The 24073-nt window shown below is 74.9% G+C and carries 24 protein-coding genes; 14 read left to right on the top strand and 10 right to left on the bottom strand.

What is annotated here, in order from left to right; genetic code table 11:
• The first annotated feature begins 107 nt into the window (after window positions 1–107).
• Together ACTMTB_RS22925 and ACTMTB_RS22930 are read left to right on the top strand one after the other, a co-directional pair.
• On the top strand, window positions 108–722 hold the full coding sequence (locus ACTMTB_RS22925; protein WP_441148299.1) for a methyltransferase domain-containing protein: 615 nt from the start codon (window positions 108–110) through the stop codon (window positions 720–722).
• 40 nt (window positions 723–762) lie between these two features.
• Window positions 763–1368 (top strand): class I SAM-dependent methyltransferase, encoded by a 606-nt coding sequence (locus ACTMTB_RS22930; protein ID WP_377606854.1) that lies wholly within the window; start codon window positions 763–765, stop codon window positions 1366–1368.
• 109 nt (window positions 1369–1477) lie between these two features.
• Here the strand turns inward: ACTMTB_RS22930 and eccB are convergent, their stop codons facing one another.
• A complete protein-coding gene (gene eccB, locus ACTMTB_RS22935; RefSeq protein WP_441148300.1) occupies window positions 1478–2869 on the bottom strand; it encodes a type VII secretion protein EccB in 1392 nt (463 codons plus the stop codon).
• Window positions 2870–3014: 145 nt separating this feature from the next.
• Here eccB and ACTMTB_RS22940 point away from each other — a divergent pair, with 145 nt between their 5' ends.
• From ACTMTB_RS22940 to ACTMTB_RS22960, 5 genes are all read left to right on the top strand, one after another.
• Window positions 3015–3617: a class I SAM-dependent methyltransferase gene (locus ACTMTB_RS22940; RefSeq protein WP_441148301.1), complete on the top strand. Its 603-nt coding sequence runs from the start codon at window positions 3015–3017 to the stop codon at window positions 3615–3617.
• 107 nt (window positions 3618–3724) lie between these two features.
• Window positions 3725–4438, top strand: coding sequence for a spermidine synthase (locus tag ACTMTB_RS22945; protein WP_441148302.1), 714 nt, complete (start codon window positions 3725–3727; stop codon window positions 4436–4438).
• A gap of 77 nt (window positions 4439–4515) precedes the next feature.
• Entirely contained in the window at window positions 4516–4695 is a 180-nt protein-coding gene (locus ACTMTB_RS22950; protein WP_280837714.1) for a hypothetical protein, read from the top strand.
• 142 nt (window positions 4696–4837) lie between these two features.
• Entirely contained in the window at window positions 4838–5842 is a 1005-nt protein-coding gene (locus ACTMTB_RS22955) for a hypothetical protein (protein WP_441148303.1), read from the top strand.
• 210 nt (window positions 5843–6052) lie between these two features.
• The gene (locus ACTMTB_RS22960) at window positions 6053–7735 is read left to right on the top strand and encodes a long-chain-fatty-acid--CoA ligase (protein ID WP_441148304.1); all 1683 of its coding nucleotides are present in this window, start codon (window positions 6053–6055) and stop codon (window positions 7733–7735) included.
• A 20-nt stretch (window positions 7736–7755) separates the two neighbouring features.
• On the opposite strand, the gene ACTMTB_RS22965 is transcribed toward ACTMTB_RS22960, so the two are convergent.
• Genes ACTMTB_RS22965 through ACTMTB_RS22975 form a run of 3 tightly spaced genes read right to left on the bottom strand, consistent with a single transcriptional unit; the run spans window position 7756 to window position 11489 of the window.
• A complete protein-coding gene (locus ACTMTB_RS22965; RefSeq protein WP_441148305.1) occupies window positions 7756–8118 on the bottom strand; it encodes a hypothetical protein in 363 nt (120 codons plus the stop codon).
• A 22-nt stretch (window positions 8119–8140) separates the two neighbouring features.
• A complete protein-coding gene (locus ACTMTB_RS22970) occupies window positions 8141–10045 on the bottom strand; it encodes an acyl-CoA dehydrogenase (RefSeq protein WP_441148306.1) in 1905 nt (634 codons plus the stop codon).
• Window positions 10005–11489, bottom strand: a complete 1485-nt coding sequence (locus ACTMTB_RS22975) for an ATP-binding protein (RefSeq protein WP_441148307.1) — start codon at window positions 11487–11489, stop codon at window positions 10005–10007. The genes ACTMTB_RS22970 and ACTMTB_RS22975 overlap by 41 nt, the downstream gene beginning before the upstream one ends.
• A gap of 364 nt (window positions 11490–11853) precedes the next feature.
• Between ACTMTB_RS22975 and ACTMTB_RS22980 the strand changes: the two genes are divergently transcribed.
• From ACTMTB_RS22980 to ACTMTB_RS22995, 4 genes are all read left to right on the top strand, one after another.
• On the top strand, window positions 11854–12309 hold the full coding sequence (locus tag ACTMTB_RS22980) for a hypothetical protein (protein ID WP_280837720.1): 456 nt from the start codon (window positions 11854–11856) through the stop codon (window positions 12307–12309).
• Window positions 12310–12391: 82 nt separating this feature from the next.
• Window positions 12392–12910, top strand: a complete 519-nt coding sequence (locus ACTMTB_RS22985) for an ImmA/IrrE family metallo-endopeptidase (protein ID WP_441148308.1) — start codon at window positions 12392–12394, stop codon at window positions 12908–12910.
• Window positions 12907–14181: an MAB_1171c family putative transporter gene (locus ACTMTB_RS22990; RefSeq protein ID WP_441148309.1), complete on the top strand. Its 1275-nt coding sequence runs from the start codon at window positions 12907–12909 to the stop codon at window positions 14179–14181. Before ACTMTB_RS22985 ends, ACTMTB_RS22990 begins: the two co-directional genes overlap by 4 nt.
• A gap of 82 nt (window positions 14182–14263) precedes the next feature.
• Entirely contained in the window at window positions 14264–14782 is a 519-nt protein-coding gene (locus ACTMTB_RS22995; RefSeq protein WP_441148369.1) for a hypothetical protein, read from the top strand.
• A 40-nt stretch (window positions 14783–14822) separates the two neighbouring features.
• On the opposite strand, the gene ACTMTB_RS23000 is transcribed toward ACTMTB_RS22995, so the two are convergent.
• The 4 genes from ACTMTB_RS23000 to ACTMTB_RS23015 form a co-directional block, all read right to left on the bottom strand.
• Window positions 14823–15587: a hypothetical protein gene (locus ACTMTB_RS23000; RefSeq protein WP_441148310.1), complete on the bottom strand. Its 765-nt coding sequence runs from the start codon at window positions 15585–15587 to the stop codon at window positions 14823–14825.
• A gap of 107 nt (window positions 15588–15694) precedes the next feature.
• A complete protein-coding gene (locus ACTMTB_RS23005; protein WP_441148311.1) occupies window positions 15695–16867 on the bottom strand; it encodes an alanine--tRNA ligase-related protein in 1173 nt (390 codons plus the stop codon).
• 254 nt (window positions 16868–17121) lie between these two features.
• A complete protein-coding gene (locus ACTMTB_RS23010; RefSeq protein WP_441148312.1) occupies window positions 17122–18270 on the bottom strand; it encodes a fatty acid desaturase family protein in 1149 nt (382 codons plus the stop codon).
• A gap of 14 nt (window positions 18271–18284) precedes the next feature.
• Window positions 18285–19376 carry a ferredoxin reductase gene (locus ACTMTB_RS23015; protein WP_441148313.1) on the bottom strand — a complete coding sequence of 364 codons (1092 nt, stop codon included), beginning with the start codon at window positions 19374–19376 and terminating at the stop codon, window positions 18285–18287.
• A gap of 83 nt (window positions 19377–19459) precedes the next feature.
• On the opposite strand from ACTMTB_RS23015, the gene ACTMTB_RS23020 reads away from it, so the two are divergent.
• The 3 genes from ACTMTB_RS23020 (at window position 19460) to ACTMTB_RS23030 (ending at window position 22281) form a co-directional block, all read left to right on the top strand.
• Window positions 19460–20680 carry a PucR family transcriptional regulator gene (locus ACTMTB_RS23020; RefSeq protein ID WP_441148314.1) on the top strand — a complete coding sequence of 407 codons (1221 nt, stop codon included), beginning with the start codon at window positions 19460–19462 and terminating at the stop codon, window positions 20678–20680.
• Window positions 20681–20915: 235 nt separating this feature from the next.
• Window positions 20916–21575 carry an HNH endonuclease family protein gene (locus tag ACTMTB_RS23025; RefSeq protein WP_441148315.1) on the top strand — a complete coding sequence of 220 codons (660 nt, stop codon included), beginning with the start codon at window positions 20916–20918 and terminating at the stop codon, window positions 21573–21575.
• Between the two features lie 61 nt (window positions 21576–21636).
• Entirely contained in the window at window positions 21637–22281 is a 645-nt protein-coding gene (locus ACTMTB_RS23030; protein WP_441148316.1) for a GNAT family N-acetyltransferase, read from the top strand.
• Here the strand turns inward: ACTMTB_RS23030 and ACTMTB_RS23035 are convergent.
• Entirely contained in the window at window positions 22230–23027 is a 798-nt protein-coding gene (locus ACTMTB_RS23035) for a Stf0 family sulfotransferase (RefSeq protein ID WP_441148317.1), read from the bottom strand. The two genes, ACTMTB_RS23030 and ACTMTB_RS23035, sit on opposite strands and share 52 nt — an antisense overlap.
• Before the next feature lie 89 nt (window positions 23028–23116).
• On the bottom strand, window positions 23117–23986 hold the full coding sequence (locus ACTMTB_RS23040; protein ID WP_441148318.1) for an aminoglycoside phosphotransferase family protein: 870 nt from the start codon (window positions 23984–23986) through the stop codon (window positions 23117–23119).
• Between the last annotated feature and the right edge of the window lie 87 nt (window positions 23987–24073).

Below are 24073 nucleotides of genomic sequence, written 5' to 3' on the forward strand. Positions count from 1 at the left end.
AAACCCGCCCCGGCGGGTACGGGGGAGGCCGGTGGAACGCCCTGCGCGTGCCGCCGGTAGGTGCGCGAGCGCCGCATCCGTATCCGCGACAGGCAAAGGGGCCGGCGATGGGTCGAGCACGGCAGGAAGCTCCAACGGGCACCCAGGGTGAGGACTACACCCGTCGGCTGCAACGCCTGGGTGGCGCGCGCTGGAAGCAGCTGCTCGACGTGCAGGCGCCGTACCGGTGGAACCTGCGGCGGCTCGGCCTGGGCCGTACCCTCGACGTGGGCTGCGGGCTCGGCCGCAACCTCGCGAACCTCGGCGACGGCGCCGTCGGGGTCGACCACAACGCCACGTCGATCGCGCACGCCCGGGCCGCCGGGCACGAGGCGTACACGGTCGAGGAGTTCTTCCGCTCCGAGCACGCCCGCCCGGACGCCTTCGACTCGCTGCTCGCCGCCCACCTGCTGGAGCACCTCCCCGCCGGCCAGGCGCTGGAGGTGGTCTCCTCGTACCTGCCGTTCGTCCGCTCCGGCGGCACCGCCGTCTTCATCACCCCGCAGGAGCGCGGGTACGCCAGCGACGCCAGCCACGTCCGGTTCGTCGGGTTCGCCGAGGCGGCCGAGGCCGCCCGCGACCTCGGCATGACCGTGGTGCGGCAGTACTCGTTCCCCTTCCCCCGGGCGCTCGGCAAGCTCTTCACCTACAACGAGTTCGTCACCGTCGCCCGGCTGCCCTGACCGCCGGGCCGCCCCGCCGGGCGCCGGTTACCGTGGCGGCATGACCAACCCGACCCGCTGGGCGACCGAGACCGGTCCCGGGCACTCTCAGTGGTACATCGACCGGTTCCGCAAGCTCGCCGCCGAGGGCGCCGACCTCGCCGGCGAGGCGCGCCTGGTGGACGCCATGGTCGCGCCCGGCTCGCGGATCCTGGACGCCGGCTGCGGCACCGGCCGGGTCGGCGCCGCGCTGGCCGCCCGCGGTCACCGGGTGGTCGGGGTGGACGCCGACCCGGCGCTGGTCGAGGCCGCCCGGGCCGACCATCCCGGCCCGCGCTGGCTGGTCGGCGACCTCGCCGCACTGGACCTGGCCGCGGCCGGCGAGCCGGAGCCCTTCGACGCGGCCGTGGTGGCGGGCAACGTGATGGCGTTCGTCGCTCCGGGCACCGAACGGGACGTGCTGGCCCGGATCGCCGCGCACCTGCGCCCCGACGGCGTGGTGCTGGTCGGCTTCGGCACCGACCGGGGCTACCGGCTGGCGGACTTCGACGGCGACGCGGTCGCCGCCGGGCTGCGCCCCGAGCACCGCTTCGCCACCTGGGACCTGCGTCCGTGGCGCGACGACGCCGACTTCGCGGTCAGCGTGCTCCGCCGCCCCGCGCCCTGACCGCCCGCCGTCCTGCGCCGCCCGCCGTCCTGCGCCCTGACCGCCCGCCGTCCCGCCCCCTGACCCACTCGCGGCGGGCGCCCCGGGCCCGACCATCGCCAGGCCCGGTTCAGGCGGGGGCGGCCACCGCCCGCGCGGCGGCGGGGTCGAGCGGGCTGCCGGCGGGCACCAGGCTGACCAGGCCGGCCGGCAGCCGGACCGGCCGCACGTCGCGGTAGCCGAGCATGCCCAGCACCTCGGTGCCGGCCAGCACGTACCGCCGGCCCAGGTCGGTGACGACGGAGACCGCGCCGCCGGTCGCTCCGGGCGCGGCGACGGACTCCACCACCGCGCCCCGGCCGGGCTCGACCACCACGTGGTCGGCGAGCACCCCACCCCGCCCGGTGGCGGCGCCGGTGCGGGCCACGGCGGTCAGGTCGGGCAGGGTGGCGCCGACGCGGACGTCGCGGACCTCGCCGTCGTCGCCGACCCGCGCGCAGAGCGCGCCACCGTCCACGCCGGCCAGCCGGGGCGGCGACGCGGGTGGGGCCGTGGGGCCGCTGGGCACCAGATCCGGCAGCTTGGGCAGGGCGGCGAACCGGCCGAGGGTGATCGGCTTCGGGTCGCCCTGACCGGTGCGGGCCATCAGCAGGGCCGCCTGCAACTCGGTGATACCGGCGAGGCCGTCGGATTCGGCGACCGCGTACTGCCGGCCGCCGCCGGAATTGCGGACCAGGTAGACGTCACCGACCGCGGCGCCGGCGACCCGGGCGGCGGGCCGGCCCAGCTCGGGCAGGGCCGGCGGGGCCAGGTCGGCGCCCGCGGGCAGCGTGTTGAGCAGGGCGGGCGCCACCGGCACCGCCCGCTCCCGGGTGGCGGCCAGGGCCGCCAGCACCCGGCTGGTGTCGCGCAGCAGGAAGCGTCGCTCCCGCCAGACGAGATGCAGCGTGCCGTCCGGATGCCGGACCAGCACCCCCTCCTCGCCGGTCGGCCGCCCGCCGGTGGCCTCCCGACCGATGAGCAGCGCCGAGCGGGGCGTCGGACGCTCGGTCTCGGCCGGCACGACCGAGCAGACCGTCCACGCGGCGGTCGAGAGCCGCCCGGGGGCGGGCAGCGAGTCCGGCGCGTCGGCGATGCCCAGCGGCAGGCCCCGGGGCACCCCCTCGATGGACCGGCGGGAGACCAGCACCGTGCTGGACCGCTCGGCGCCGATGATCAGCAGCGCGGAGGCGTAGTTGAGCACCGGGTGCAGCTTGCCGTCCCGGTAGACGAACCGGGCGCCGGACTCCTTCTCGACGATCACCGCGCCCGGGTCGCGCCACTTGCTGCCACCGCCGGCGAAGAGGCCGTAGAGGGCGAAGCCGCCGAGCCCGATCGCGGCCACCAGCACGCTCGCCAGACCGGCGCCGGCGAGCCGCCGGAACGGCGACCGCGCCGGGTCGGTCTCCCGCATCACCAGCGCGGCGACCGCCCGCTGCACGGTGAACTGGTACGAGTGGAGCTGGTCCTGCCGCGACGGCATGGCGTCCCTTCCGGCGAGTCGTCGGCGGACAGGATATGCGCTGCGTCGATGTCCCGGCGACCCTGCGTCGTCACGGCTCCAGGGGCGCCGTGCCGGCCAGCCCGCATGTCGCACCCCCGCTTGCCGCGTCGCGTATAACCGGACGGTGGACAGCAGTGAATGGGACGCGCGGTACGCCGCCTCGACGGAGCTGGTGTGGACCGCCGAGCCGAACCGTTTCGTGGTGGAGGCGACCGCCGACCTGCCCCCGGGTGGGGCGCTCGACCTCGCCGCCGGGGAGGGGCGCAACGCGGTCTGGCTGGCCGGGCGGGGCTGGCGGGTGACCGCGGTCGACTTCTCACCGGTGGCGGTGACGCGCGGCCGGGAGCTGGCCGCGCGCCGGGGCGTACCGGTGGACTGGCGGGTCGCGGACGTCACCGCCGACGCGCCCGAGCCCGGCCGGTACGACCTGGTGCTGGTCGCCTACCTGCATCTGCCCCCGGCCGCGCTGGCGACGGTGCTGGCCGGGGCGCGGGACGCGCTGCGGCCCGGCGGCACGGTGGTGGTGGTCGGGCACGACCGGGCCAACCTGGAGGGCGGGGTGGGCGGCCCGCGCGAGCCGACGATCCTGCTCACCCCGGAGGAGGTGACCGCCGGTCTCGACGGGCTGCGGGTACGGCGCGCGGAGACGGCCCGCCGCCCGGTGACCGTCGACGGCGACACCGTGGACGCGCTCGACACGGTGGTGGTGGCGACCCGGGCGGCGTGACCGCCGGGGTGGGGGTCACCGCAGAGCGCGCCGGCCGGTCAGGGTCGCGGGATGGGCCGGACCCGACCGGTAGCATCCCGCACGGACGGTGGCGGCGAGGAGGCCGGGTGGGCGCGCGATTCGAGGAACTGGCCTGGCGGGAGACCCCGATCGGCGAGATCAGCCTGCGTCGGCGCCGTGACCCGGCGCTCGACGTCGACGTGTACGAGGTGAAGCTCGACGACGAGTTCCTGATGTCCAGCCTCTTCCCGGTGGCGGAGATCGAGCTGGCCCGGTTGGGCCTGGCCCCGCTGACCGGGGACGCCCTGGACGTGGTGGTCGGCGGCCTCGGCCTCGGGTACACCGCGCGGACCGCGTTGGAGGACCCCCGGGTGCGCTCGCTGGTGGTGGTCGAGGCGATCGAGGACGTCATCGACTGGCACCGCCGGCAGCTGTTCCCCTTCGCCGCCGGGCTGGCGGCCGACCCGCGTACCCGGTTCGTGCGGGCCGACTTCTTCGCCGCCGTCGCCGGCGGCACCGGCCTCGACCCGGCGGATCCGGACCGCCGGTTCCACGCCGTGCTGCTGGACGTGGACCACTCGCCGCGGCACGTCCTGCACCCCAGCCACGCCCCCTTCTACCGGGCGGACGGGCTGCGCCGGCTGGCCGACCTGCTGCACCCGGACGGGGTGTTCGCCCTCTGGTCGGACGACCCGCCGGACGAGGAGTTCGGCCGGGTGCTGGCCGAGGTGTTCCCGACCTCGCAGGCCCACGTCGTCCGCTTCGCCAATCCGTTGACCGGCGGCGAGAGCGCCAACACCGTCTACGTCGCCCGACGCTGACCGACGTTTCCGCACCCGTCCGGCATGTCCGGCCGCCCAGGGGGAAGGCGCGCGGACAGTCGATCAGGGAGGCGAACATGCGGACCGTGCTCTGGATCGTCGGCATCGTCGGCGGCGCGCTCGTCCTGCTGGGGCTGCTCCTCGAGGCGGTCCGCTGGCTGGTCGTCATCGGGGCGATCGCACTGGTGGTGGTGATCGTGCTGGCCTTCGTGCGGGGCCGGCAACTGATGCGACAGCACTCCCCCGGTCGCCGATAGGCGAACGCCCGGGCCGGCCGCGGGCGCGGGCGGGAACGCGAACGGGTTGTCAGGTATCGGACAGATTGCAACCCGACCTGGTCGTCGAGGGTTCTCCCGTCACACCGTCCGGAGCACCCGGACCGACCACGGGGAGATACCGATGGCCCACCTCGCTCGACGCAGGATGCTGGCGGCCACCGCCGGGCTGCTGTCCGCCGCGCTCGGCGTCGCCACCGCACCGGCGACCGCCGCGCCGCGGACGGCCAGCGCCAGCGCCAGCGCCTGCAAGCTGTCCACCCTGCCGTACCCCGCCGACGTCTACCGCGCCGACGCGCAGGCCATCGACCGGACCGGCCGGTTCATCGCCGGCACCGCCCTGCGGAGGGGTGAGGACAGCAACCAGCTCCTGCTGCTGCTCTGGAAGCGCGGGCGGCTCACCACGATCGAGTCGCCGCTCGCCGACGCCGTGGCGGACGTCAACACCGCCGGCACGGTGGTCGGCAACGGCTGGGCCGATGGCAGGACCCGGCCGTGGATCCTGCGCGACGGCGCTCTCGAACTCCTCCCGTCGCCGCCCGGCGGCGCGGAGCCGACGGCAATCAACGGGACGGGAGACATCGTCGGTGTGGGGGTGGACCCGGACACCTTCGACCCCTTCCCGCTGCGCTGGCCGGCCGCCCGGCCCGGCACGTTCGAGGTGCTCGACCTTCCGGCCAACGCCGTGCCGCAGGGCATCACCGAGGACGGCACCATCGTCGGCACCGCCGGCGACTTCGCGGCGTGGACCGGCTGGGTGCGATACCCGGACGGACGCGTCCGGACCCTCACCGTGCCGGGGGCCCGCACCACCATCGTCTACGCGGCGCAGGGCCACTGGGCGATCGGTCGGGCCAACCTCGGTGACGGCAACCAGGTGAAGGTGCGCTGGGACCTGCGCGACGGCTCCTGGTCGCGACTCGCCGACGAGCTGCCGTTGGTGACCGACGTCAACAAGCGCGGGACGGTGGTCGGCGGCGACCGGATCGCCCGCGGCGGCGGCTCCCGCCTGCTGCCCGGGGGCGGAGCAGGGGTCGGCGTCGGCGCGCGGGCCATCTCGGACACCGGCACGGTGGTCGGCTTCCGCAACGACGGCCGGGTGACGCCGGTGCGCTGGACCGGCTGCTGACCGACCGGCGGGCGCCGGTCGGACCGTCGGCGGCGCGGGTGTCCCGCCCGCGCCGTCGGCGGCGGCCCGACCGGGACCCGCAACCGAGCCGAGCGCCGAGGAACCATACCTACGGGGGCGTAGGTTACTGGTAGGTAGGTTAGGCTGAACACGGATGCGCCCCGTCGTGATCGACCGGGCGGACCGTCGTGCCCAGCGAGGGGAGACCCGATGGACCTGACCACCGAGCGGCCCTGGCTGCGCAGCTACGCCCCGGACGTGCCGGCGACCATCGCCCCGTCGGAGGAGTCCCTGGTCGACCTGCTGCGCGCGGCGGCCGGCCGGTTCGGTTCCCGGGTCGCGCTGGACTTCTTCGGGTCCACCACCACCTACGCCGAACTCGACGCGCAGGTGGCCCGGGCGGCGGAGGCGCTGCGCCGGCTCGGCGTCGGCGCGGGCGACCGGGTGGCCCTGGTGCTGCCGAACTGTCCGCAGCACGTCATCGCCTTCTACGCCGCGCTGCGCCTCGGCGCGGTGGTGGTCGAGCACAACCCGCTCTACACGCCGCAGGAGCTGGCCCACCAGCTCGCCGACCACGGCGCCCGGGTCGCCGTGGTCTGGGACAAGTCGGCGCCGCAGGTGCGGGGCGCGGGCGCGGTGGAGACGGTGGTCGCGGTGGACCTCACCCGCGCGCTGCCCAGGGCGAAGCGCTGGGCACTGCGACTGCCGCTGGCAAAGGCGCGGGCCGCCCGCGCGGCGATGACCGCTGCGGCGCCGGGCACGCTGAGCTGGGACGCGCTGCTGGCCGCCGCGCCGCCGCTGGCCGCCGAGCACCCCGCGCCCGGCCCGGACGACACCGCGCTGCTGCAGTACACCGGCGGCACCACCGGCATCCCTAAGGGCGCCGTGCTGACCCACCGCAACCTGCACGTCAACGCGGCGCAGGGCCGTGCCTGGGTGCCGGGGCTGCGCGACGGCGAGGAGACGGTGTACGCCGTCCTGCCGCTGTTCCACGCGTACGGGCTGACGCTCTGCCTGACCTTCTCGGTGAGCATCGGCGCCACCCTGGTGCTGCTGCCCCGCTTCGACGTCGACCAGGTGCTCGACGCGGTCCGCCGCCGCCCGCCGACGTTCCTGCCCGCCGTCCCGCCGATCTACGAGAAGCTGGCCACCGCCGCCCGCGAGCGGGGCGTCGACCTCACCTCCGTCCGGTACGCCATCTCCGGCGCGATGGCCCTGCCGCCGTCCACGGTCCAGCTCTGGGAGTCGGTCACCGGCGGGCTGCTGGTCGAGGGGTACGGCATGACCGAGACCTCCCCGGTGGCGCTGGGCAACCCGGTCTCACCCGCCCGCCGGCCGGGCACCGTCGGGGTGCCGTTCCCGTCCACCGAGGTCCGCATCGTCGACCCCGAGGACCCGTCGGTCGACCGAGGCCCCGGCGAGGCCGGCGAGCTGCTGATCCGGGGCCCGCAGGTGTTCGCCGGATACTGGAACCGCCCGGAGGAGACCGCGGCGGTGCTGCTGCCGGGCGGCTGGCTGCGGACCGGGGACGTGGTGGTGATGGACCCGGACGGCTTCGTCACCGTGGTCGACCGGATCAAGGAACTGATCATCACCGGCGGCTTCAACGTCTACCCGTCCGAAGTGGAGGACGCGCTGCGCCGGGTGCCCGGGGTGGCCGACGCCGCCGCGGTGGGGCTGCCCGGCGAGCACGGCGGCGAGGAGGTCGTCGCAGCGGTGGTGCTGCACGAGGACTGGACGGCCGATCCGGAGAGCCTGCGCACGTCCTGCCGGCAGCACCTGACGGCGTACAAGGTGCCGCGCCGGGTGGTGGTGGTCGAGGAGCTGCCCCGTTCGCAGATCGGCAAGATCCTGCGCCGCGAGGTTCGCGAGCGGCTGCTCGCGCAGGACTGAGCCGGGCCAGGGACGCGCCGTCAGCGGACGGGCGGCCCCAGGCGCAGGATGCGGCGGGCCCGTCGCCGGTCCAGCCAGTGTGGCGCCGGCGGGTCGGTCGGGTCCGTGCCGGTGAGCAGTTCGACCACGAGCCGCGTCCAGAAGCCGGCGGCGCTGAGGATGTTGCTGGCCCGGCCCGGTTCCGGCGCGCCCGGGGGCAGCACCGCCTGCGCCCAGCGCCAGGCGGTCCAGGCGACCTCGTCGTCGGGATGGTGCCGGCGCTCCCGGCTCAGCCGGCGGACCTCGGCCCGCACCGGCCCCGGCAGTCGCCACCACCGTCGTAACGTCTCCAGCCGGGCGTCGCGGTCCACCGGCCCCGACGGGGTCGCCTCGGGAGGGTCCATCGGGGCCACGGACAGCTGCCGCTCAGAACCACTCGTCGCGCATGTCCAGAGTGGTCCGGTCGAGGCCGTCCAGCAGGTCGAACCGGGCGGTGGTGCGGGGCAGCTCGAAGCGGAAGAAGTACCGCGCCGCCTGCCGCTTGCCGGCGTAGAAGGCGGCGTCCGCGTCGCCGCCGCCGGCCGCCGTACCGCCGGCCGCCGCGCCGGTCGCGGTGTCGACGGCGAGCAGCTGCTCCAGCCACATCCAGGCGACCACCACGTGTCCGACGGCCTCCAGGTAGAGGCTGGCGTTGGCCAGGGCGAGCGCGGGGTCACCGGTGGCCCACAGCCGGCGGGTGGTGCCGGCGATCCGGTCGACCGCGGCGCCGAGCTGGGCGGCCAGCTCGGCGGCCTCCCCGTCGGCCTTCCAGGCCCGGCTCACCGTCGCGGAGATCGTCTCCAGCAGCAGGGACAGCCCCGCTCCGCCGTCCATGGTCGCCTTGCGCCCGAGCAGGTCCAGCGCCTGGATGCCGTGCGTACCCTCGTGGATCGGGTTGAGCCGGTTGTCCCGCCAGTGCTGCTCGACGTCGTAGTCGCGGGTGTAGCCGTAGCCGCCGTGCACCTGGATGGCCAGGTCGTTGGCGGTCAGGCACCACTGCGACGGCCAGCTCTTGGCGATCGGGGTGAGCATGTCCAGCAGCAGGTGCGCCCGGGCCCGGTCGGCCGGGTCGGGGGCGGTCTTCTCCTCGTCCAGCAGCCGCCCGCAGTAGAGCACCAGCGCGAGGGCGCCCTCCACGTAGCTCTTCTGGGCCAGCAGCATCCGGCGCACGTCGGGGTGCGCGACGATCGGCACCTGCGGCACCGTCGGATCCTTGTCGGCGAGCGGCCGGCCCTGCGGGCGCTGGCGGGCGTACGCCAGGGACTTCAGGTAGCCGGTGTAGCCGAGCGCGGTCGCGCCGGCCCCGACGCCGATGCGCGCCTCGTTCATCATGTGGAACATCTGGGCCAGGCCCTGGTGGGGCTCCCCCACCAGGTAGCCGACCGCCCCGGGGCGACCGTCCGGCCGGTGCACGCCCTCGCCGAAGTTGAGCAGGGTGTTGGTGGTCCCCCGGTACCCCATCTTGTGGTTGAGGCCGACCAGCACCACGTCGTTGCGGGCGCCGAGCGTGCCGTCGGGGCCGACCAGCACCTTCGGCACGATGAACAGCGAGATGCCCTTCACCCCGGCCGGGCCGCCGGGGATCCGGGCGAGCACCAGGTGGACGATGTTCTCGGCGAGTTCGTGGTCTCCCCCGGAGATCCACATCTTGGTGCCGAAGAGCCGGTGGCTGCCGTCGTCCTGTGGTTCGGCCCGGGTGGTGATGTCGGCCAGCGAGCTGCCGGCCTGCGGCTCCGACAGGCACATGGTGCCGAAGAAGCGGCCCTCGACCATCGGCCGGACGAAGGTGTCGACCTGGGCGGCGCTGCCGTGGGCGAGCAGCAGGTTGGCGTTGCCCAGGGTCAGGAACGGGTACGCCGCGGTGCTCACGTTCGCGGCCTGGAGGAAGCCGAACGCGGCGGCGGAGACGACGTGCGGCAGCTGCAGCCCGCCGACGCTCTCGTCCATGCTCGCGCCGAGCAGTCCGGTGCCGGCGAAGACCTCCAGCGCGGCCTTGACCTGGGGGATCATGCGCACCCGCCCACCGTCGACGACGGGTTCGCTGGTGTCCGCGGCCCGGTTGTGCGGGGCGAAGTGCTCGGCGGCCACCCGTTCGGCCAGGTCGAGCACGTCGTCGAAGGTCTCCCGGGAGTGCTCCGCGTAGCGGGGGCGCTCGGTCAGCCTGGGCGCGTCCAGCCACTCGTAGAGCAGGAAGCGCAGGTCACGACGGGACAGCAGGGTGGACGACACGGATCTCCTTCCGTCGTACGCCTCAACCGAGCCGCAGCCCGGCGATGGCGTCACGCAGGTCATCCTGGCTGATCGGGCCGGCCGGCGCACCTTCCGTGGCCTCGCGCATCGCTTTGGCGAGTTGCACCCGGCGCAGCACCTCGCGGAGGTCCGCGCCGGTGAGTCCCGCGGTGAGCGCGGCCAGCCCGCGCGGGTCGACGTCGTCGGCGAACATCCGGAAGCCGGGGCGCTCGTGCCGGTCGATCAGCTCGCGGACCATCTTGGCGATGATCTCGGCGCGGCCGCTCTCGTCGGGCGCCGGGATGGCCAGCTTGACGTCGAAGCGCCCGGAGCGGGTCAGCGAGGCGTCGACCCGGTGCGGGAAGTTCGTGGTGGCCACCACGATGACGTCCGGGTTCTCCTCGATGAGGGTGTTCATCTCCTGCTTGAAGATGCCGGCGACCGCGTTGACGGCCTGGCTGGCGGCGTCCCCGCCCGCGCCGGCGTAGCTGATGATGCTGTCGAACTCGTCGAAGAGCATCACCGTGGGCTGCCGGTAGCCGCGCGCCTCGCGGAAGATCTGCTTGATGTTGCGCTCGGAGCCGCCGAGGTACTTGTCGAGGATCTCCGGGGTGCGGATCTCCCGGAAGTCCGCGCCGATTTCGTTGGCCAGCGCGCGGGCCAGCATGGTCTTGCCGGTGCCGGGCGGGCCGTACAGCAGGATGCCCTGCGGGCGGCGCGCGCCCCAGCGGGCCATCACCTGAGGGTGCCGGAACGACACGGCGATCTCCCGGAACCGGGCCACCACCTCGTCGAGGCCGCCGACCTGGTCGAGGGTCACCGCCGCGCTGCCCGGCGGCGTCCCGGCCGGCTCCCCCCGGACCCCGAGGGTGTACGCCCGGCCGCGCAGCACCGCCGGTTCGGGGGTGTCGCCGGCCAGTTCGCGGACGGCCTGGAGGACCAGGGCGACCATCGCCGTCAGGTGCGCCGGGGTGACGTCGGCGCTGGGCGTCGCGCCGCGCACGGTGACCAGCCGCCCGCCGGGCTCGGTGTGGTGGCTGATCTCGGGGCGCAGCCCCAGCTCGCGGGCGCGGTCGAGCACGGCCGCCCCGGCGGCGTCGGGTGGCGGCGCGGCGGGCGCGGGCGGGCGGAACCCGAGCCGGCGGGACGCCCCGGCGGCCACCCGGCCGGCGGCGGCGGCCACCCGGTCGGCGCGGGGATCGCCGGCGGCCAGCTTCTGGGCCAGCAGCATCCCCGCCGGGCCGGCCAGGCCGAGCGCGAGCAGACCCACCGCCGTGGCCGGCACGCCGGCCCGTACCGAGGCGTCGAACCGGTGCTCCCCCGCCTCGACGCGCACGGTGAACCGCACCCGGCGCACCGGGTCGGGAAAGGTGGCGTCGGCCAGCAGCGCGACGGGACCGGCGGCGGCCGCCGCGAGCAGGGCGGCCGGGTCGACGAGGGTCACCCGGGCGCCGAGCAGCGTCACGGTCTCGGTGTCCGGCCGGAGTGCGTACCCGTGTCCCGTCATGCGTCCACGTCCCTCGCCGCTGGGGTCCCCCGCCGGCAAGTCTGACACCCGGTCACCTCGGCTGCCACCAGGCGGACGTCGTGGGCAGGGGTGCGGCACCGCGTACCGCACCCCTGCGGCGGCCCGGGCCCGAGCCCGGCCGCCCGCGTCCCGTGGCGATTCCGACGGACCCCCGATGGCGCATGGCTGCGCGCTCCCGTCGAACCTGCCAGGACGCCCCTGGCATTGGGCGGTGCCACGATCACACCAAAGTGTCCACTCCCCGTGCCAGGGGTGGTAATGCTATACATACTCGCGGTAGCGGCGTCAACAGTCGGTGCCACCGTCCCGGCCGGTGTCATCGCGCGTGTGCGGAGGAGTCCCCTTGCCCCAGGTCACCGAGCCGCACGACGACTCCTTCGCCGCCCGCCTGGACTGGCTCTTCCGGACGGTGACCGACCCGCAGGGCCGGCCGTACAGCGTTCGGCACGTGGCCCAGGAGCTGACCCGGCGCGGCTGCCGGATTTCGCACACCCACCTGAGCAACCTGCGGCAGGGGCGCGCGCCGGATCCGCGGCAGTCGGTGGTGGACGCCATCGCCGCCTTCTTCGGCCAGCCGTCGCGCTTCTTCGCCCCCGGTCCGGACGACGTGGACGGTGGGCGCGACCTCGCGCACGCCCTGGCCAACCCGCACATCAAGCAGGTGGCCATGCGGCTGGCCGACGCCCGGCTCTCCCCCGAGGGCCACGCCGCCGTGGTGGCCATGATCGAGCAGGTGGAACGCCTGGAGGCTGCGGCCCGCGCCCGCCGCTCCGGCGAGCGCCCGGCGGAGGCGAGGTGAGGACGGAGCGGGCCACCGGCGGTGGCTGGAGCCGGCTGCCGGCACTGCGGGACGGGTCCGCCCAGCACCCGGCGCGGGCCCGATGATCCGGCGACGACGCGCGGCGGGCGAGGACCAGCTCCGGCAGTTGCGCCGCCAGTCCGAGCAGGCCCTGGACGCGCTCGGACTGACCGGCGGCTTCACCTTCGGCGAGCTGCACGAGCGGGTGGAACGGCGCCGCGGCCGGCCGGTGCACCTCATTCCGCGCGAGCTGCCCGCGCTGGCGCCGCACGGGCTCTGGGTGGCCGGCGAGCACGCCGACTACATCTTCTACGCCGCCAACGCCAGCCCGGTGCGCCAGCGCCTGATCATCGGGCACGAGTACGGCCATGCCCTCTTCGACGACGCCTCCCCGGCGTCCGAGCTGGACCGGGCCGCCGCCGCGCCGGCGCCGCTGGCCCGCAGTTCGTACGACGTGCCGCAGGAGCGGCGGGCGGAGATCTTCGGCAGCCTCGCCGTGCAGCGCGCGGAGAGCTGGTCGGAGATGCCGGTCACCGCCCCGGCCGACATCGCCCTCGCCGACCGGCTCGCCGCCGCCCTCGAAGGACGCCGCCACCCGTGATCAGCCTCGTCCGTGACCTGATGATCGGCGTGACGCTGATCTGCTGGGTGATGAGCCTCTACAAGCTGCGCGACCTGGCCCGCAACCCGGGCTACCGGCCGCTGCGGGCGCTCTGCCTGGCCCTGGTCGGCATCACGGTGTCGCTGACCATCCAGCCGTTCATGCCGGCCCTGGACCGGGCGCTCGGCGTGCTCGACCTGGCCCGGCTGCTGTCCAACTGCCTCACCCTGGTCTCGGCCACCGCCGCGCAGGCCTTCCTGCTGCACATGACCGGGGACGACGAGCGCACCCGCCGTCGGGTCCGCCGCCGTACCGTCGCGCTGCTGGTCAGCATCGCCGCGATCGGGGTGCTCTTCGCGCTGACCCCGGCGCGGACGGCCCTGGACGACCCGCGGGTGGCCAGCGGCCGGTACTACGGCGACCCGTTCGACGCCCCCTTCCTCTACGTCTACCTGGCCTACCTGGGTTGGTCGATGACCCAGGTGGTGGCCCTGGCCCACCGGTACGCGCGGCAGGCCGGCCGGCCGCTGCTCCGCCTCGGCCTGCGACTGATCGTGGCGGGCGCGGCCTGGGGCCTGGTCTACGTGCTGGGCAAGCTGACCGCGGTGGCCGCCGGCGCGCTCTGGCCCGGCTCCGCGCTCGTCTCCGACGCGGTGGTGGTGTTCAGCTTCACCGTCTCCATCCTGCTCATCCTGATCGGCTCGACGCTGCCGTCCTGGGGGCCGCTGGTCGGTCTCGATCGGCTCGGCGCGCGGCTGGGGGCCGTCGTCGACCATCACCGGCTGCGTCCGCTCCAGGCGGCGGTGCACCGGGTGCTGCCGGAGATCGCGCTGCTGCCCGAGCCGCGCGGACCTGCCGGGCTGCTGGCGGTGCTGCGCGACCCGTACCTGCGCCGGGTCCGCGCCACCGTGGAGATCCTCGACGGGTACGCCACCCTGCGGCCCTGGATGTCGGCCGCGCTGCTGCGCGCCGCCGAGGCGGCCGGCCGCCGGGCCGGCTGGAGCGGTGCGCGGCTCGCCGCCGCCACCGAGGCGACCGTGCTGGCCGCCGCGCTGGAGGCGCGGGCCGCCGGGGCGCCGCCGGCCGCCGACCACGAGGAGCTGCCCGACCTGCCCGCCGGGGGTGCCGACGGCGGGGAGGCCGCGGAGCAGGTCGCCTGGCTCGTCCGGGTGGCGAGGGCCTACCGTTCCCCGAAGGTCGCCCGGTTACGGGCCGGGCTGGGCCCGGCGACCGGCACCGACGACAGCGAGAGGAAACAGCGTGTCCAGTGAGACCAGGGTCGTCGCGCCCGCCGGCCCCAACGTCGCGCGGATCGTCACCGAGGTGTTCGCCCCGGCCGTGTGGGCGGCGGCGATGCCGGTGGTCGTGGCGCTGCACGCCACCGCGCCGGCCTGGCTGACCGGCCTCGGCTGGGCGCTGCTGGCGATGCTGTTCAGCGCGGTGGTGCCGTACGGGATCATCTGGCTCGGGGTGCGGCGCGGCCGGCTCACCGACCACCACATCGGGGTACGCGAGCAGCGGCGCGCGCCGCTGGTCGGCGGCCTGCTGTCGGTGCTGGCGGGCATCGCGGCGCTGGTGCTGCTCGGGGCGCCCCGGGCGATGGTGGCGATGGTGGTGGTGATGTTCGCGGTGCTGCTCGTGGTCACCGCGGTCAACCAGGTCTGGAAGCTCAGCGCGCACGCGGCCGTCGCCGCCGGGGCGGTCGGGGTGCTGGTGGTCGTCTTCGGGCCGGCGCTGCTGGTGGCGTTCGGCCTGGTGGCCCTGATCGGCTGGTCCCGGGTGCGGCTGGGTGACCACACCGCCGCTCAGGTGCTCGCCGGCGGCGTGGCCGGCGTGCTGGTCGGGGTGCCGACGTACCTGCTGCTCGGCTAGGCCACCGGTCCCGCCACCGAGATGATCGAGGTGGACGAGGTCAGCTGTTGACGAACTCGTAGACCTCCGCCGGCGCCGGGCCGATCTTTCCGTCGAACGGCGCGCTGAGGTCCGGCTTGAAGCCGTGCCCCGAGTAGCTGATCTCGGACGGCTGCTCCGGTCGGCCCCCGGCGGCCGGCAGGGTGAAACGCAGGCCCAGCAGCCGCCGTTGGGAGTCCACCGTCGCCTCGAACGGCACCGTCCCGGTCTGCTCGGGAGTGAGCGACCGGAGGTGCTCGTCGTCGATGAGGCGGCTGGCGCCCGGTTCGGTCGCCCGGGTCAGGTCCAACGTGCCCCGATAGCCACGCTCGCCGTTGCGCTCGGCGGTGCCGACCCCGGCGAGCAGGTCCTCGGCGTGGGCCGGGTCGCCGAACCGCACCAGCGCGGCCCGCCGTGCCGGATTCACCTTCGTCATGTCCAGCCGGGCCCACCGGTCCTCGGTCAGCGGGTTGCTGCGGACCAGGTGCTGGCCGTCCCGGTGCAGCACCTCGAAGGTCACCCGGGCCTTGGCGACCTCGCCGCCGACCACCCTGATCCGCAGCCAGCCGTCGCGCCCGTCGACCGCGCCGGCGCCGATGGTGGTGGGCGTGCGGAACTGGAAGCTGTAGGGGCCCCGGTCCAACGCCTGCGCCGCCTGGCGCAGCTCGTCGGGCGCGGACGGCCCGGACGGGGTCGCGGCGTCGCCGGTCGCGAGGTCCCGTGCCACGCCGCAGCCGGTCAGGGTGAGCAGGAGGGCGAGCACGCTCGCCGAGGCGCGGACGGTCACCGGACACCTCCCCCGAGGGCGGACCGCCGCCGGCCGTCCGGCGGCGGTCCACAGCGGATACCCAGCTGGCGGCGCCCGCAATCCATCCCGTCGGGTCCGCGCCCGGGTCAGCCCGCCTCGCCGAGCGGCCCGTCGACCAGCTCGCGGGGCAGTCCGTGGGTGTCGTGCAGCCACGCGTAGTCGGTGTCGGTCAGCGGCCCCCGGGACCGGCACCGCTCGACCACCGGCCGCCCCCGCCGCAGCAGGGCACGGAAGCGCCGTTCCTCGTCGACCAGCACCTGGCGCAGCGGCCCGACGTCGCCGCGCTGGCGGAACCGGCGCAGCGTGTCCGCGTACGGCTGATCGGGCAGCTCGGCGAGGGTCCGGGACTCATCGTCGCGCCACAGCGTGGTCAGCGCCCGCCGGACCAGCCGGCGCAGCACGTAGCCCCGGCCGGTGTTGGCGGGCCGGACGCCGTCGCCGAGCACCACGACCGCGGAGCGCAGGTGGTCGCAGACGATCCGGTGCGCCGTCTCGTCCAGCGGCCACCGGTCGCGGACCGCCTCGACCCAGGGGGTCAGGCCGGCGCACTCGAAGACCGACCGGCCGCCGCGCAGCACCATCTCCAGCCGCTCCAGGCCCATCCCGGTGTCGATGTTGGGCTGTGGCAGCGGCTCCAGCCGGCCGTCGTCGTGCCGGTGGTAGCGCATCCGTACGTGGTTCCAGACCTCCATCCACCGGTCGTCGCCGCCCGGGGTGCCGGTGGGCGGGCCGTCGCCGGTCCAGACGAAGATCTCCGAGTCCGGCCCGCACGGCCCGGTGGGGCCGTTGGACCACCAGTTCTCCGCGCGGGTCAGCTCCACCGGCACGCCGAGCTCGGTCCACGTCGCCAGCGCGGTCTCGTCGGGGCCGACCTGGTCGTCGCCGCCGAAGACGGTGGCGTGCAGCCGGCCCGGGTCGACGCCGAAGCCGTCGGTGAGCAGCTCGTAGCCCCAGCGCAGGCTCGGCCCGATGCCGTAGTCGCCGAGCGACCAGGTGCCGAGCATGTCGAAGACGGTCAGGTGGGTCGGGTCGCCCACCTCGTCCAGGTCGGTGGTGCGCAGGCAGCGCTGCACGTTGACCAGGCGCCGGCCGGACGGGTGGGGACGGCCCGCGAGGTAGGGCGTCAGCGGGTGCATCCCGGAGGTGGTGAAGAGAACCGGATCGCCCGGCGGTGGGATCAGCGGGCTCTCCGGCGCGGACCGGTGGCCCCGCCGGTGGAAGTGGTCGACGAAGGTGCGGACGATCTGCTCGGGTGTCATGGCGCGGGCCTTCCGGTGAGGGTGCGACCGGTACGGCCCGCCGCGCGGACGCGGGGGTGCAGACGCGCGAACGCCGGCGGACCGTTTCCGGTCGCCGGCGTGGGGTCAGGTGATCAGGCGGCGGCAACCGGCGAGCGGGAAGCTCGCGCGGCCGCGGCGGTGGTGCGCCTGATCTGCATGGCCCGACCGTACCGCGACGACGGCGCCGCCGGCCACCGCGATTCCGGGTGGTTCGGCGGCGCCGTCGCGGGTGCTCAGGCCCCCGAAGGGGCGAGGGTACGCGTCGACAGGTCGTCGGCCGGCTTCGGCGCGGCCGGGGTCCGGTTGGGCAGCGACAGCCGGATGACCTTCCACCAGGCCGAGGCGACCTGCTTGGGTAGCGGGCCGGTGGTGTACTTCAGCCCGTACCGGTCGAAGAGCGCCCGGACCTGCGGGGCGATCTCCTGGTAGCGCTTGCTCGGCAGGTCGGGGAAGAGGTGGTGCTCGATCTGGAACGACAGGTTGCCGGTCATGATGTGCATCAGCCGGCTGCCGCTGATGTTGGCCGAACCGAGCATCTGCCGCAGGTACCACTCGCCGCGCGTCTCGCCCTCGATGCTGGTCTTCTCGAAGGTCTCCACGCCGTTCGGGAAGTGCCCGCACATGATCACCGAGTGGCTCCACAGGTTGCGGATCAGGTTCGCGGTGAAGGTGGCGGCCAGGGTGCTGAGGAAGGACGGGCCGGACAGCAGCGGGTGCACGATGTAGTCCTTGAGCACCTGACGGCGGATCTTGCGGCCGACGGCACGGGCCCGGGCCCGGAACTCCGGGGCCTTGCGCCGGTCCTTCTGCAGGTTGCGGCCGAGCTCCAGGTCGTACGCGGCGATGCCGTACTCGAAGAAGCAGGCGTTGACGAAGTTCCACAGCGGCTGGCCGAGGTGCATCGGGTGCCACTTCTGGTCCTCGTCGACGCGCATGATGCCGTACCCGAGGTCGTTGTCCTTGCCGAGCACGTTGGTGTACGTGTGGTGCAGCTGGTTGTGCGAGTGCTTCCACTGGTCGGCCGGGGAGACGTGGTCCCACTCCCAGGTGGTGGAGTGGATCTTCGGATCGCGCATGAAGTCGTACTGGCCGTGCAGGATGTTGTGGCCGATCTCCATGTTCTCCAGGATCTTGGCCACCGCCAGGCCGGCGGTGCCGACCACCCACGCCGGCGGGAAGAGCGAGAAGAGCAGCACCGCGCGGCTGCTGATCTCCAGCGTCCGCTGGGTCTTGATGACCTTGCGGATGTACCGGGCGTCGGACTCGCCGCGCTCGGCGATCACCCGGTCCCGGATGGCGTCGAGCTCCTTGCCCAGGATCTCGATGTCCTCGGCACTGAGGTGGGCGATCGGGTTGTCCGGCTTCTTCTGGATCGCGGTCACGTCCGGCCTCCTGTCTACAGATCGATGTCGCAGGTACCGGCCGCCGCCGACACGCAGGTCTGGATGAGTACGCCGTCGCCGGGGACGGCCGTGGTGATGTCCCCGGTACGCAGGTCGCGGACCGCCCCCTGGCGCAGCGGGAGGACGCAGCCGTAGCAGATGCCCATCCGGCAGCCCGACGGCATCAGCGCACCGGCGGCCTCCCCGGCATCCAGGATGGGGGTCGCGCCGTCGGCCCGCACGCTGAGACCGGCCCGGGTGAAGGTGACGGTGCCGCCCTCCCCCGGTGAGATCACGGTCGGCCGGAACCGCTCGGTGTGCAGCCGCTGCGCCGCGCCGGCCGCCCGCCAGTGCTCCTCCACCGCGTCGAGCATCCCGACCGGGCCGCAGGCCCAGGTCTCGCGCTCCATGCAGTCGGGGACCAGCCCGGCCAGTTCCTCGACGCCGAGCAGCCCGTCGGTGTCGGTGTGCCGCTCGACCAGCCGGATCGCGCCCTGCGCGGCGAGCGCCCGCAGCTCGGCGCCGAAGACCACGTCGGCCGGGGTGGGCGCGGAGTGCACGACGACGACGTCCGACCGGCCGAGCGCGCCGGCGCGCAGCATGCCCATGACCGGGGTGACGCCGCTGCCGGCGGTGAGGAAGAGGATCCGGGCCGGCGCGGGGTCGGGCAGGACGAAGTCCCCCTGCGCCTGGTCGAGCTGGACGATGGCGCCCGGGCGGATGCGCCGGACCAGGTGGTTGCTGACCTTCCCGTCGGGGATCGCCTTCACGGTGACGCAGATGCGGCCGTCGGGACGTCCGGGAGCCGAGGTGACCGAGTACGCCCGCCACTGCCGTACCCCGTCGACGTCCACGCCGAGGCGCACGTACTGCCCGGCGGTGTGGCCGCGCCAGGCGCGGCCGGGCTGGATGGTCAGGGTGGCGGCGTCACGGGTCTCGGCGTCGATTGCGACCACGCGACCGCGCAGCGCGGCCCCGGCGCGCAGCGGCGCGACCAGGTCGAGATAGTCCTCGGGGAGCAGCGGGGTGGTGACCGTCTCGGCGAGCCGGAGGAGCCGGTCCCGGACGGAGAGTCTCGTCGGGGGACGCGGGACGGTGGTGGTCATATGTCCAGGGTCGTCGCCCGTTCGCATAACATCTTGGCCAGCTAAGGTGAATTGACCACGGGTTCTTGTTCGGGGAGAACAACATGACCGATCCTTCCGGGGCCACCAGCCGCCGGGCGGCGCACCTGGAGCTGGACGAGCGGGTGGCCGACCGGCTGCGCGGCCAGCTCCCCGCGGTGGCCGAGCGGACGGTCACCGCGATCACCGCCGAGGTCCCCGGCTACTCGGGCACCCTCACCGGGCAGATGCGCGAGAAGATCGAGAACGCGGTCCGCATCGCGCTGGGCACGTTCCTCCAGCTCATCGAGCGGGCCGGCGCCGCCGACCCGAGCACCCCGCTGAGCCGGGCGCTGGAGGCGGCGTACGCGCTGGGCAGCGGCGAGGCCCGGTCGGGGCGGAGCATGGACGCGCTGCTGGCCGCGTACCGGGTGGGGGCCCGAGTGGCCTGGCGGGAGGTCTCCGCCACCACCGTACGGGACGGGCTCTCCGCCGAGCGGGTGGCCGAGTTCGCCGAGCTGATGTTCGCGTACATCGACGAGCTCTCCGCCGCCAGCGTGGCCGGGCACACCGACGAGCTGGCCAGCGCCGGCCGGGTGCACCGGCGCTACCTGGAACGGCTGGTCCAGCAGCTGCTCGCCGGCGAGCCGGAGGAGGTGCTGCGCCGCAGCGCCGAGCGGGCGGAGTGGCCGCCCCCGCAGACTCTCACCGTCGCGGTGCTGCCCCGCAGCAACCTGCGCGGGGTGCTCGCGATGCTCAGCCCGCACACTCTGGAGAGCGGCGAGGACCTGCCCGGGGTGGAGCTGGCCGAGGAGTCCGCCGTGCTGCTCGTACCCGACGTGCACGGCGGGCGCCGGCGGCGGCTCACCGGCGCGGTGCAGGGGCACCGGGCGGTGGTGGGGCCGGCCCGGCCGTGGACCCGGGTCGCCGAGTCGTACCAGCGGGTGCTGCGGGCGCTGGCGCTCGGGTTGGACCGGCCGGCGGACGGCGCGCCGCTGGACACCGAGCAGCACCTGGCCCGGCTGGTGCTCAGCACCGACCCGGAGGCCCTGGCGGACCTGCGCGCGCAGGTGCTGCAACCGCTGTCGGCGCTGCCCCCGGCGACCGCCCGGCGGCTGGCCGAGACGCTGCGCTCCTGGCTGCTGCACCAGGGCCGGCGCGACGACGTCGCGGGCGATCTCTTCGTGCACCCGCAGACCGTGCGCTACCGGATGGGTCAGCTGCGCGAGCTGTACGGCGAGCGCCTCAACGACCCGGCGACGGTGCTGGAGCTGACCCTGGCGCTGGCCTTCCTGCCGGCGGAGTGAGCCGGCCGGCCGGCCCGGGTGGTTGCGCCCGCCCGGTCTCCGGCAGCTCGCAGCGGCATCGGGTGGCGTCCCCCACGGGCGCCTTTCCGCGCACGGCCGGCAGCCATGCCGAGCTTGTCATCGGTTCGGCGACGCTGCGTCGCCCAGCGTTCACAAAGTTGATCTGGATATCGGCCGCCTTCTCTGTCCATATGTACGGCAGGCGATCCCGCCCACCCTCATTGGACGGAGCACCATGACCCGTACCCTGCGCGCGACGGCCACCATCCTCGCCGCCGCCCTGGCCGCCACCCTCGGCCTCGCCCACCCCGCCTGGGCCGCCAGCTACTCCGCCTCGCTGACCACCGCGGTCGCCGGCCTTCCGGTCGCCACCGAAGTCCGCACCGGCTACAACCGCGACCTCTTCCCCCACTGGGTCGACGCCGACGGCGACGGCTGCCACGCCCGCAACGAGGTGCTGATCGCCGAGGCCGTCTCCGCGCCGACGGTCGGCGGGAGCTGCACGCTGTCCGGCGGGCGCTGGTACTCCTACTACGACAACGCGTACTGGACCCTCACCGGCGACCTCGACATCGACCACATGGTGCCGCTCGCCGAGGCCTGGGACTCCGGCGCGCGCAGCTGGACCACCAGCCGGCGCCAGGCGTACGCCAACGACCTGGGCGACAGCCGCCCGCTGGCCGCCGTCACCGACAACGTCAACCAGGCCAAGGGCGACCAGGACCCGGCCACCTGGCTGCCCCCGTACGCCTCGGCCCGCTGCCGCTACGTCAAGGAGTGGGTCGCCACCAAGATCCGCTGGCGGCTCACCGTGGACAGCGCCGAGAAGAGCGCCCTGACCAGCTGGGCGAACAACTGCCCCGCCACCACCGTCTCGGTCACCTACGCCTGGTGACGCCCCGGCCGGCCCGCCGCCCGGCGGGCCGGCCCGCGGTTCCACCCCGTACCGTCCCGGCATGGACAGCACCGCCACCGCCATCCGCCAATACCGGGACCGCGACCACGACGCGGTCTACGACATCTGCGTCCGCACGGCCGACGCCGGCGGCGACGCCCGCGGCCGGTACGCCAGCGACCACCTGATGCCCGACCTCTTCGCCGGGCCGTACCTGCACCTGGAGCCGGAGTTGGCGTTCGTGCTCACGCACTCCGACGTCGTCGTCGGCTACGTGATCGGCACGGCGGACACGCCCGCCTTCGTGCGGGCCTACCGGCGGGAGTGGATACCCCGGTTGGCCGACCGGTACCCGGTGCCGACCCGCCCGCCGGCCACCTTGGACGACGAGATGATCGCGCTGCACCACCGGCCGGAGCGGATGCTGCTGCCGGAACTCGCCGGCTACCCCGCCCACCTGCACATCGACCTGCTGCCCGAGCACCAGGGCCGGGGTCACGGCCGGCGGCTCGTCGAGACGTTCCTGCGCGCCGCCGCCCGCGCCGGAGCGCCCGGGCTGCACGTCGGCATGGTCACCGCCAACGTGCGGGCGCGCGGCTTCTACGACCGGCTGGGCTTCCACGCGATCCCGGTGCCCGAGCCCGGCCCGGTCACCTACCTCGGCCGGACGACGCGGGTGCCGGCGCCCGTCGAGACCGCCCGGTAGCGGCGGATCCACTCCCGGTTGAGCTGGTCGGCCTGCCGCCGGTGCCGGGGTACGACGGCGGCCCCGGCGGGCAGCGCGAGCCCGAGGAAGTCGAGGACGGCGTGGGTGACGCCGACCAGGTCCGCGTCGAGGTCCTCGTAGGACACGACGTACGGCCGGACGCCGGACGCGGCGAACCACGCCCGCCACGCCGCGTCGTGCCGGCCGATCACCTCGACCAGCCGGCCGATGGCGTCCGCGTCGAAGGTCGGCGCACCGCCACCGTCGCGGCCGCTGATCTCGCCGTCGCCGCCCAGGTACCAGGTGCCGGTCTGTTCGGCGCGCAGCCAGGACACCGCCTGCGCGACGACGTCGTCGCGCCGCAGGTACACGAAACGGGTACGCCCGAAGGCGCGTTCCAGCAGCGCCAGGTCCGCGCCGGCGAGGTCCGGGTACACCGTGGCCAGCCGGTCGACCAGCTCGTCCAGCGTCCCCCACATCAGCTTCGCCCCGAAGACGCCGTTGTCGGTACGCCCGGCCGCCAGCGCCGCCGCCAGGTACGCCCGGTAGTCGACGTTCCCGTCGGGGCGGCGGGTGATCCCCCAGCGCTCGACCCACAGCGGCTCGTCCGGCACCCGGAAGTACGCCTGCGGGCGGCCGGCGACCCCGGTGGAGGCGAGCAGCCCGAGCAGCAGCGAACTGCCGGTGCGGGGAGTGGCGCAGACCAGGTAGGAGTCGACGGGTTCGCGGCCGCGGCGGTTGGTCACGCCGCCGAGGGTAGGCCGGCCGGGTGGGCGCGCTTCAACCACTTTTCCCGGGCGCCGGCCGACCATTCGGCGCACTGGCGCGGGTCCTGTCACGCCAGGTCGGCCAGCACCGCCTCGACCGCCCGCCGGCCCAGGGCGGCCATCACCGGGTTCGTCTCCCGGTAGTAGGTCAGCGCACTGACGAACGGCAGCGCCCAGCCACGTCCCCGGGCCCACGTCCCGTCGTCGAAGCCGGCCGCCGTGCGGAACACCTCCCGGGTCTCGGCGCTGAACAGCACCCAGGCCGGCAGCGCGTCGCACGCCGGGTCGCCGGCGCCGGCCGCGCCGAAGTCGATGACACCGCTCAGGCGCCCGCCCTCGACCAGCAGGTTGCCGGAAAGCAGGTCCCCGTGCGTCCAGACCGGCGGGCCGTGCCACTCCGGCACGGCGAGCGCCTGCTCCCAGGCGGCGAGCACCGCGTCGGTGTCGACGAGGCCACGGGCCGCCGCCGTCCACTGCCGGACGTAGGCATCCCGGGTCCGCAGCGGCCCGCTCCGGTAACCCGGCCGGGCGCCGGTGGCGTCGACCCGGCGCAGGGCCGAGACGAACCCGCCCAGTTCCGCGGCCAGGCCGGCCAGGCCGCCGTCGGCCTCGGTCGCGGTCGCGCCGTCGATCCAGCGGTTGACCGCCCACGGCCAGGGATACCCGTCGCCCGGCTTGCCCAGGGCCACCGGCTCCGGCACCCGCACCGGCACGTGCGGGGCGAGGCGCGGCAACCAGTCGTACTCGAACTCGACCTGCTCCACCGCGTCCGCGATGCGGGGCAGGCGCACGACCAGGTCGTCACCGAGCCGGTAGATCGCGTTGTTGGTGCCGGCCGAGGGCACCGCCTCGACGGGCCGGTCCGCCCAGCGCGGGAACTGCGCGGCGAGCAGGCGACGGACCCGCCCCGCGTCCGTCGGCACCTCGTCGTCGTGCATCCGGCCACCGGACATGTCGCCCCCGTCAGGTCAAGATCCGCCGGCGCAGCCTAGTCCGACGATCGGCGAATCGACCGCCAGTTTCCG

It is taken from the genome of Micromonospora sp. L32, assembly GCF_052068055.1.
GTDB lineage: Bacteria > Actinomycetota > Actinomycetes > Mycobacteriales > Micromonosporaceae > Micromonospora > Micromonospora purpureochromogenes.

Coding starts and splice junctions, on each gene's coding strand:
- ACTMTB_RS23030 (WP_441148316.1), top strand. CDS start 21,637: ATGGACAGCACCGCCACCGCCATCCGCCAATACCGGGACCGCGACCAC.
- ACTMTB_RS22930 (WP_377606854.1), top strand. CDS start 763: ATGACCAACCCGACCCGCTGGGCGACCGAGACCGGTCCCGGGCACTCT.
- ACTMTB_RS22950 (WP_280837714.1), top strand. CDS start 4,516: ATGCGGACCGTGCTCTGGATCGTCGGCATCGTCGGCGGCGCGCTCGTC.
- ACTMTB_RS23020 (WP_441148314.1), top strand. CDS start 19,460: ATGACCGATCCTTCCGGGGCCACCAGCCGCCGGGCGGCGCACCTGGAG.
- ACTMTB_RS22925 (WP_441148299.1), top strand. CDS start 108: ATGGGTCGAGCACGGCAGGAAGCTCCAACGGGCACCCAGGGTGAGGAC.
- ACTMTB_RS22965 (WP_441148305.1), bottom strand. CDS start 8,118: ATGGACCCTCCCGAGGCGACCCCGTCGGGGCCGGTGGACCGCGACGCC.
- ACTMTB_RS22970 (WP_441148306.1), bottom strand. CDS start 10,045: ATGACCTGCGTGACGCCATCGCCGGGCTGCGGCTCGGTTGAGGCGTAC.
- ACTMTB_RS22995 (WP_441148369.1), top strand. CDS start 14,264: ATGCCGGTGGTCGTGGCGCTGCACGCCACCGCGCCGGCCTGGCTGACC.
- ACTMTB_RS23005 (WP_441148311.1), bottom strand. CDS start 16,867: ATGACACCCGAGCAGATCGTCCGCACCTTCGTCGACCACTTCCACCGG.
- ACTMTB_RS22975 (WP_441148307.1), bottom strand. CDS start 11,489: ATGACGGGACACGGGTACGCACTCCGGCCGGACACCGAGACCGTGACG.
- ACTMTB_RS23040 (WP_441148318.1), bottom strand. CDS start 23,986: ATGCACGACGACGAGGTGCCGACGGACGCGGGGCGGGTCCGTCGCCTG.
- ACTMTB_RS22960 (WP_441148304.1), top strand. CDS start 6,053: ATGGACCTGACCACCGAGCGGCCCTGGCTGCGCAGCTACGCCCCGGAC.
- ACTMTB_RS23025 (WP_441148315.1), top strand. CDS start 20,916: ATGACCCGTACCCTGCGCGCGACGGCCACCATCCTCGCCGCCGCCCTG.
- ACTMTB_RS23015 (WP_441148313.1), bottom strand. CDS start 19,376: ATGACCACCACCGTCCCGCGTCCCCCGACGAGACTCTCCGTCCGGGAC.
- ACTMTB_RS22955 (WP_441148303.1), top strand. CDS start 4,838: ATGGCCCACCTCGCTCGACGCAGGATGCTGGCGGCCACCGCCGGGCTG.
- eccB (WP_441148300.1), bottom strand. CDS start 2,869: ATGCCGTCGCGGCAGGACCAGCTCCACTCGTACCAGTTCACCGTGCAG.
- ACTMTB_RS22985 (WP_441148308.1), top strand. CDS start 12,392: ATGATCCGGCGACGACGCGCGGCGGGCGAGGACCAGCTCCGGCAGTTG.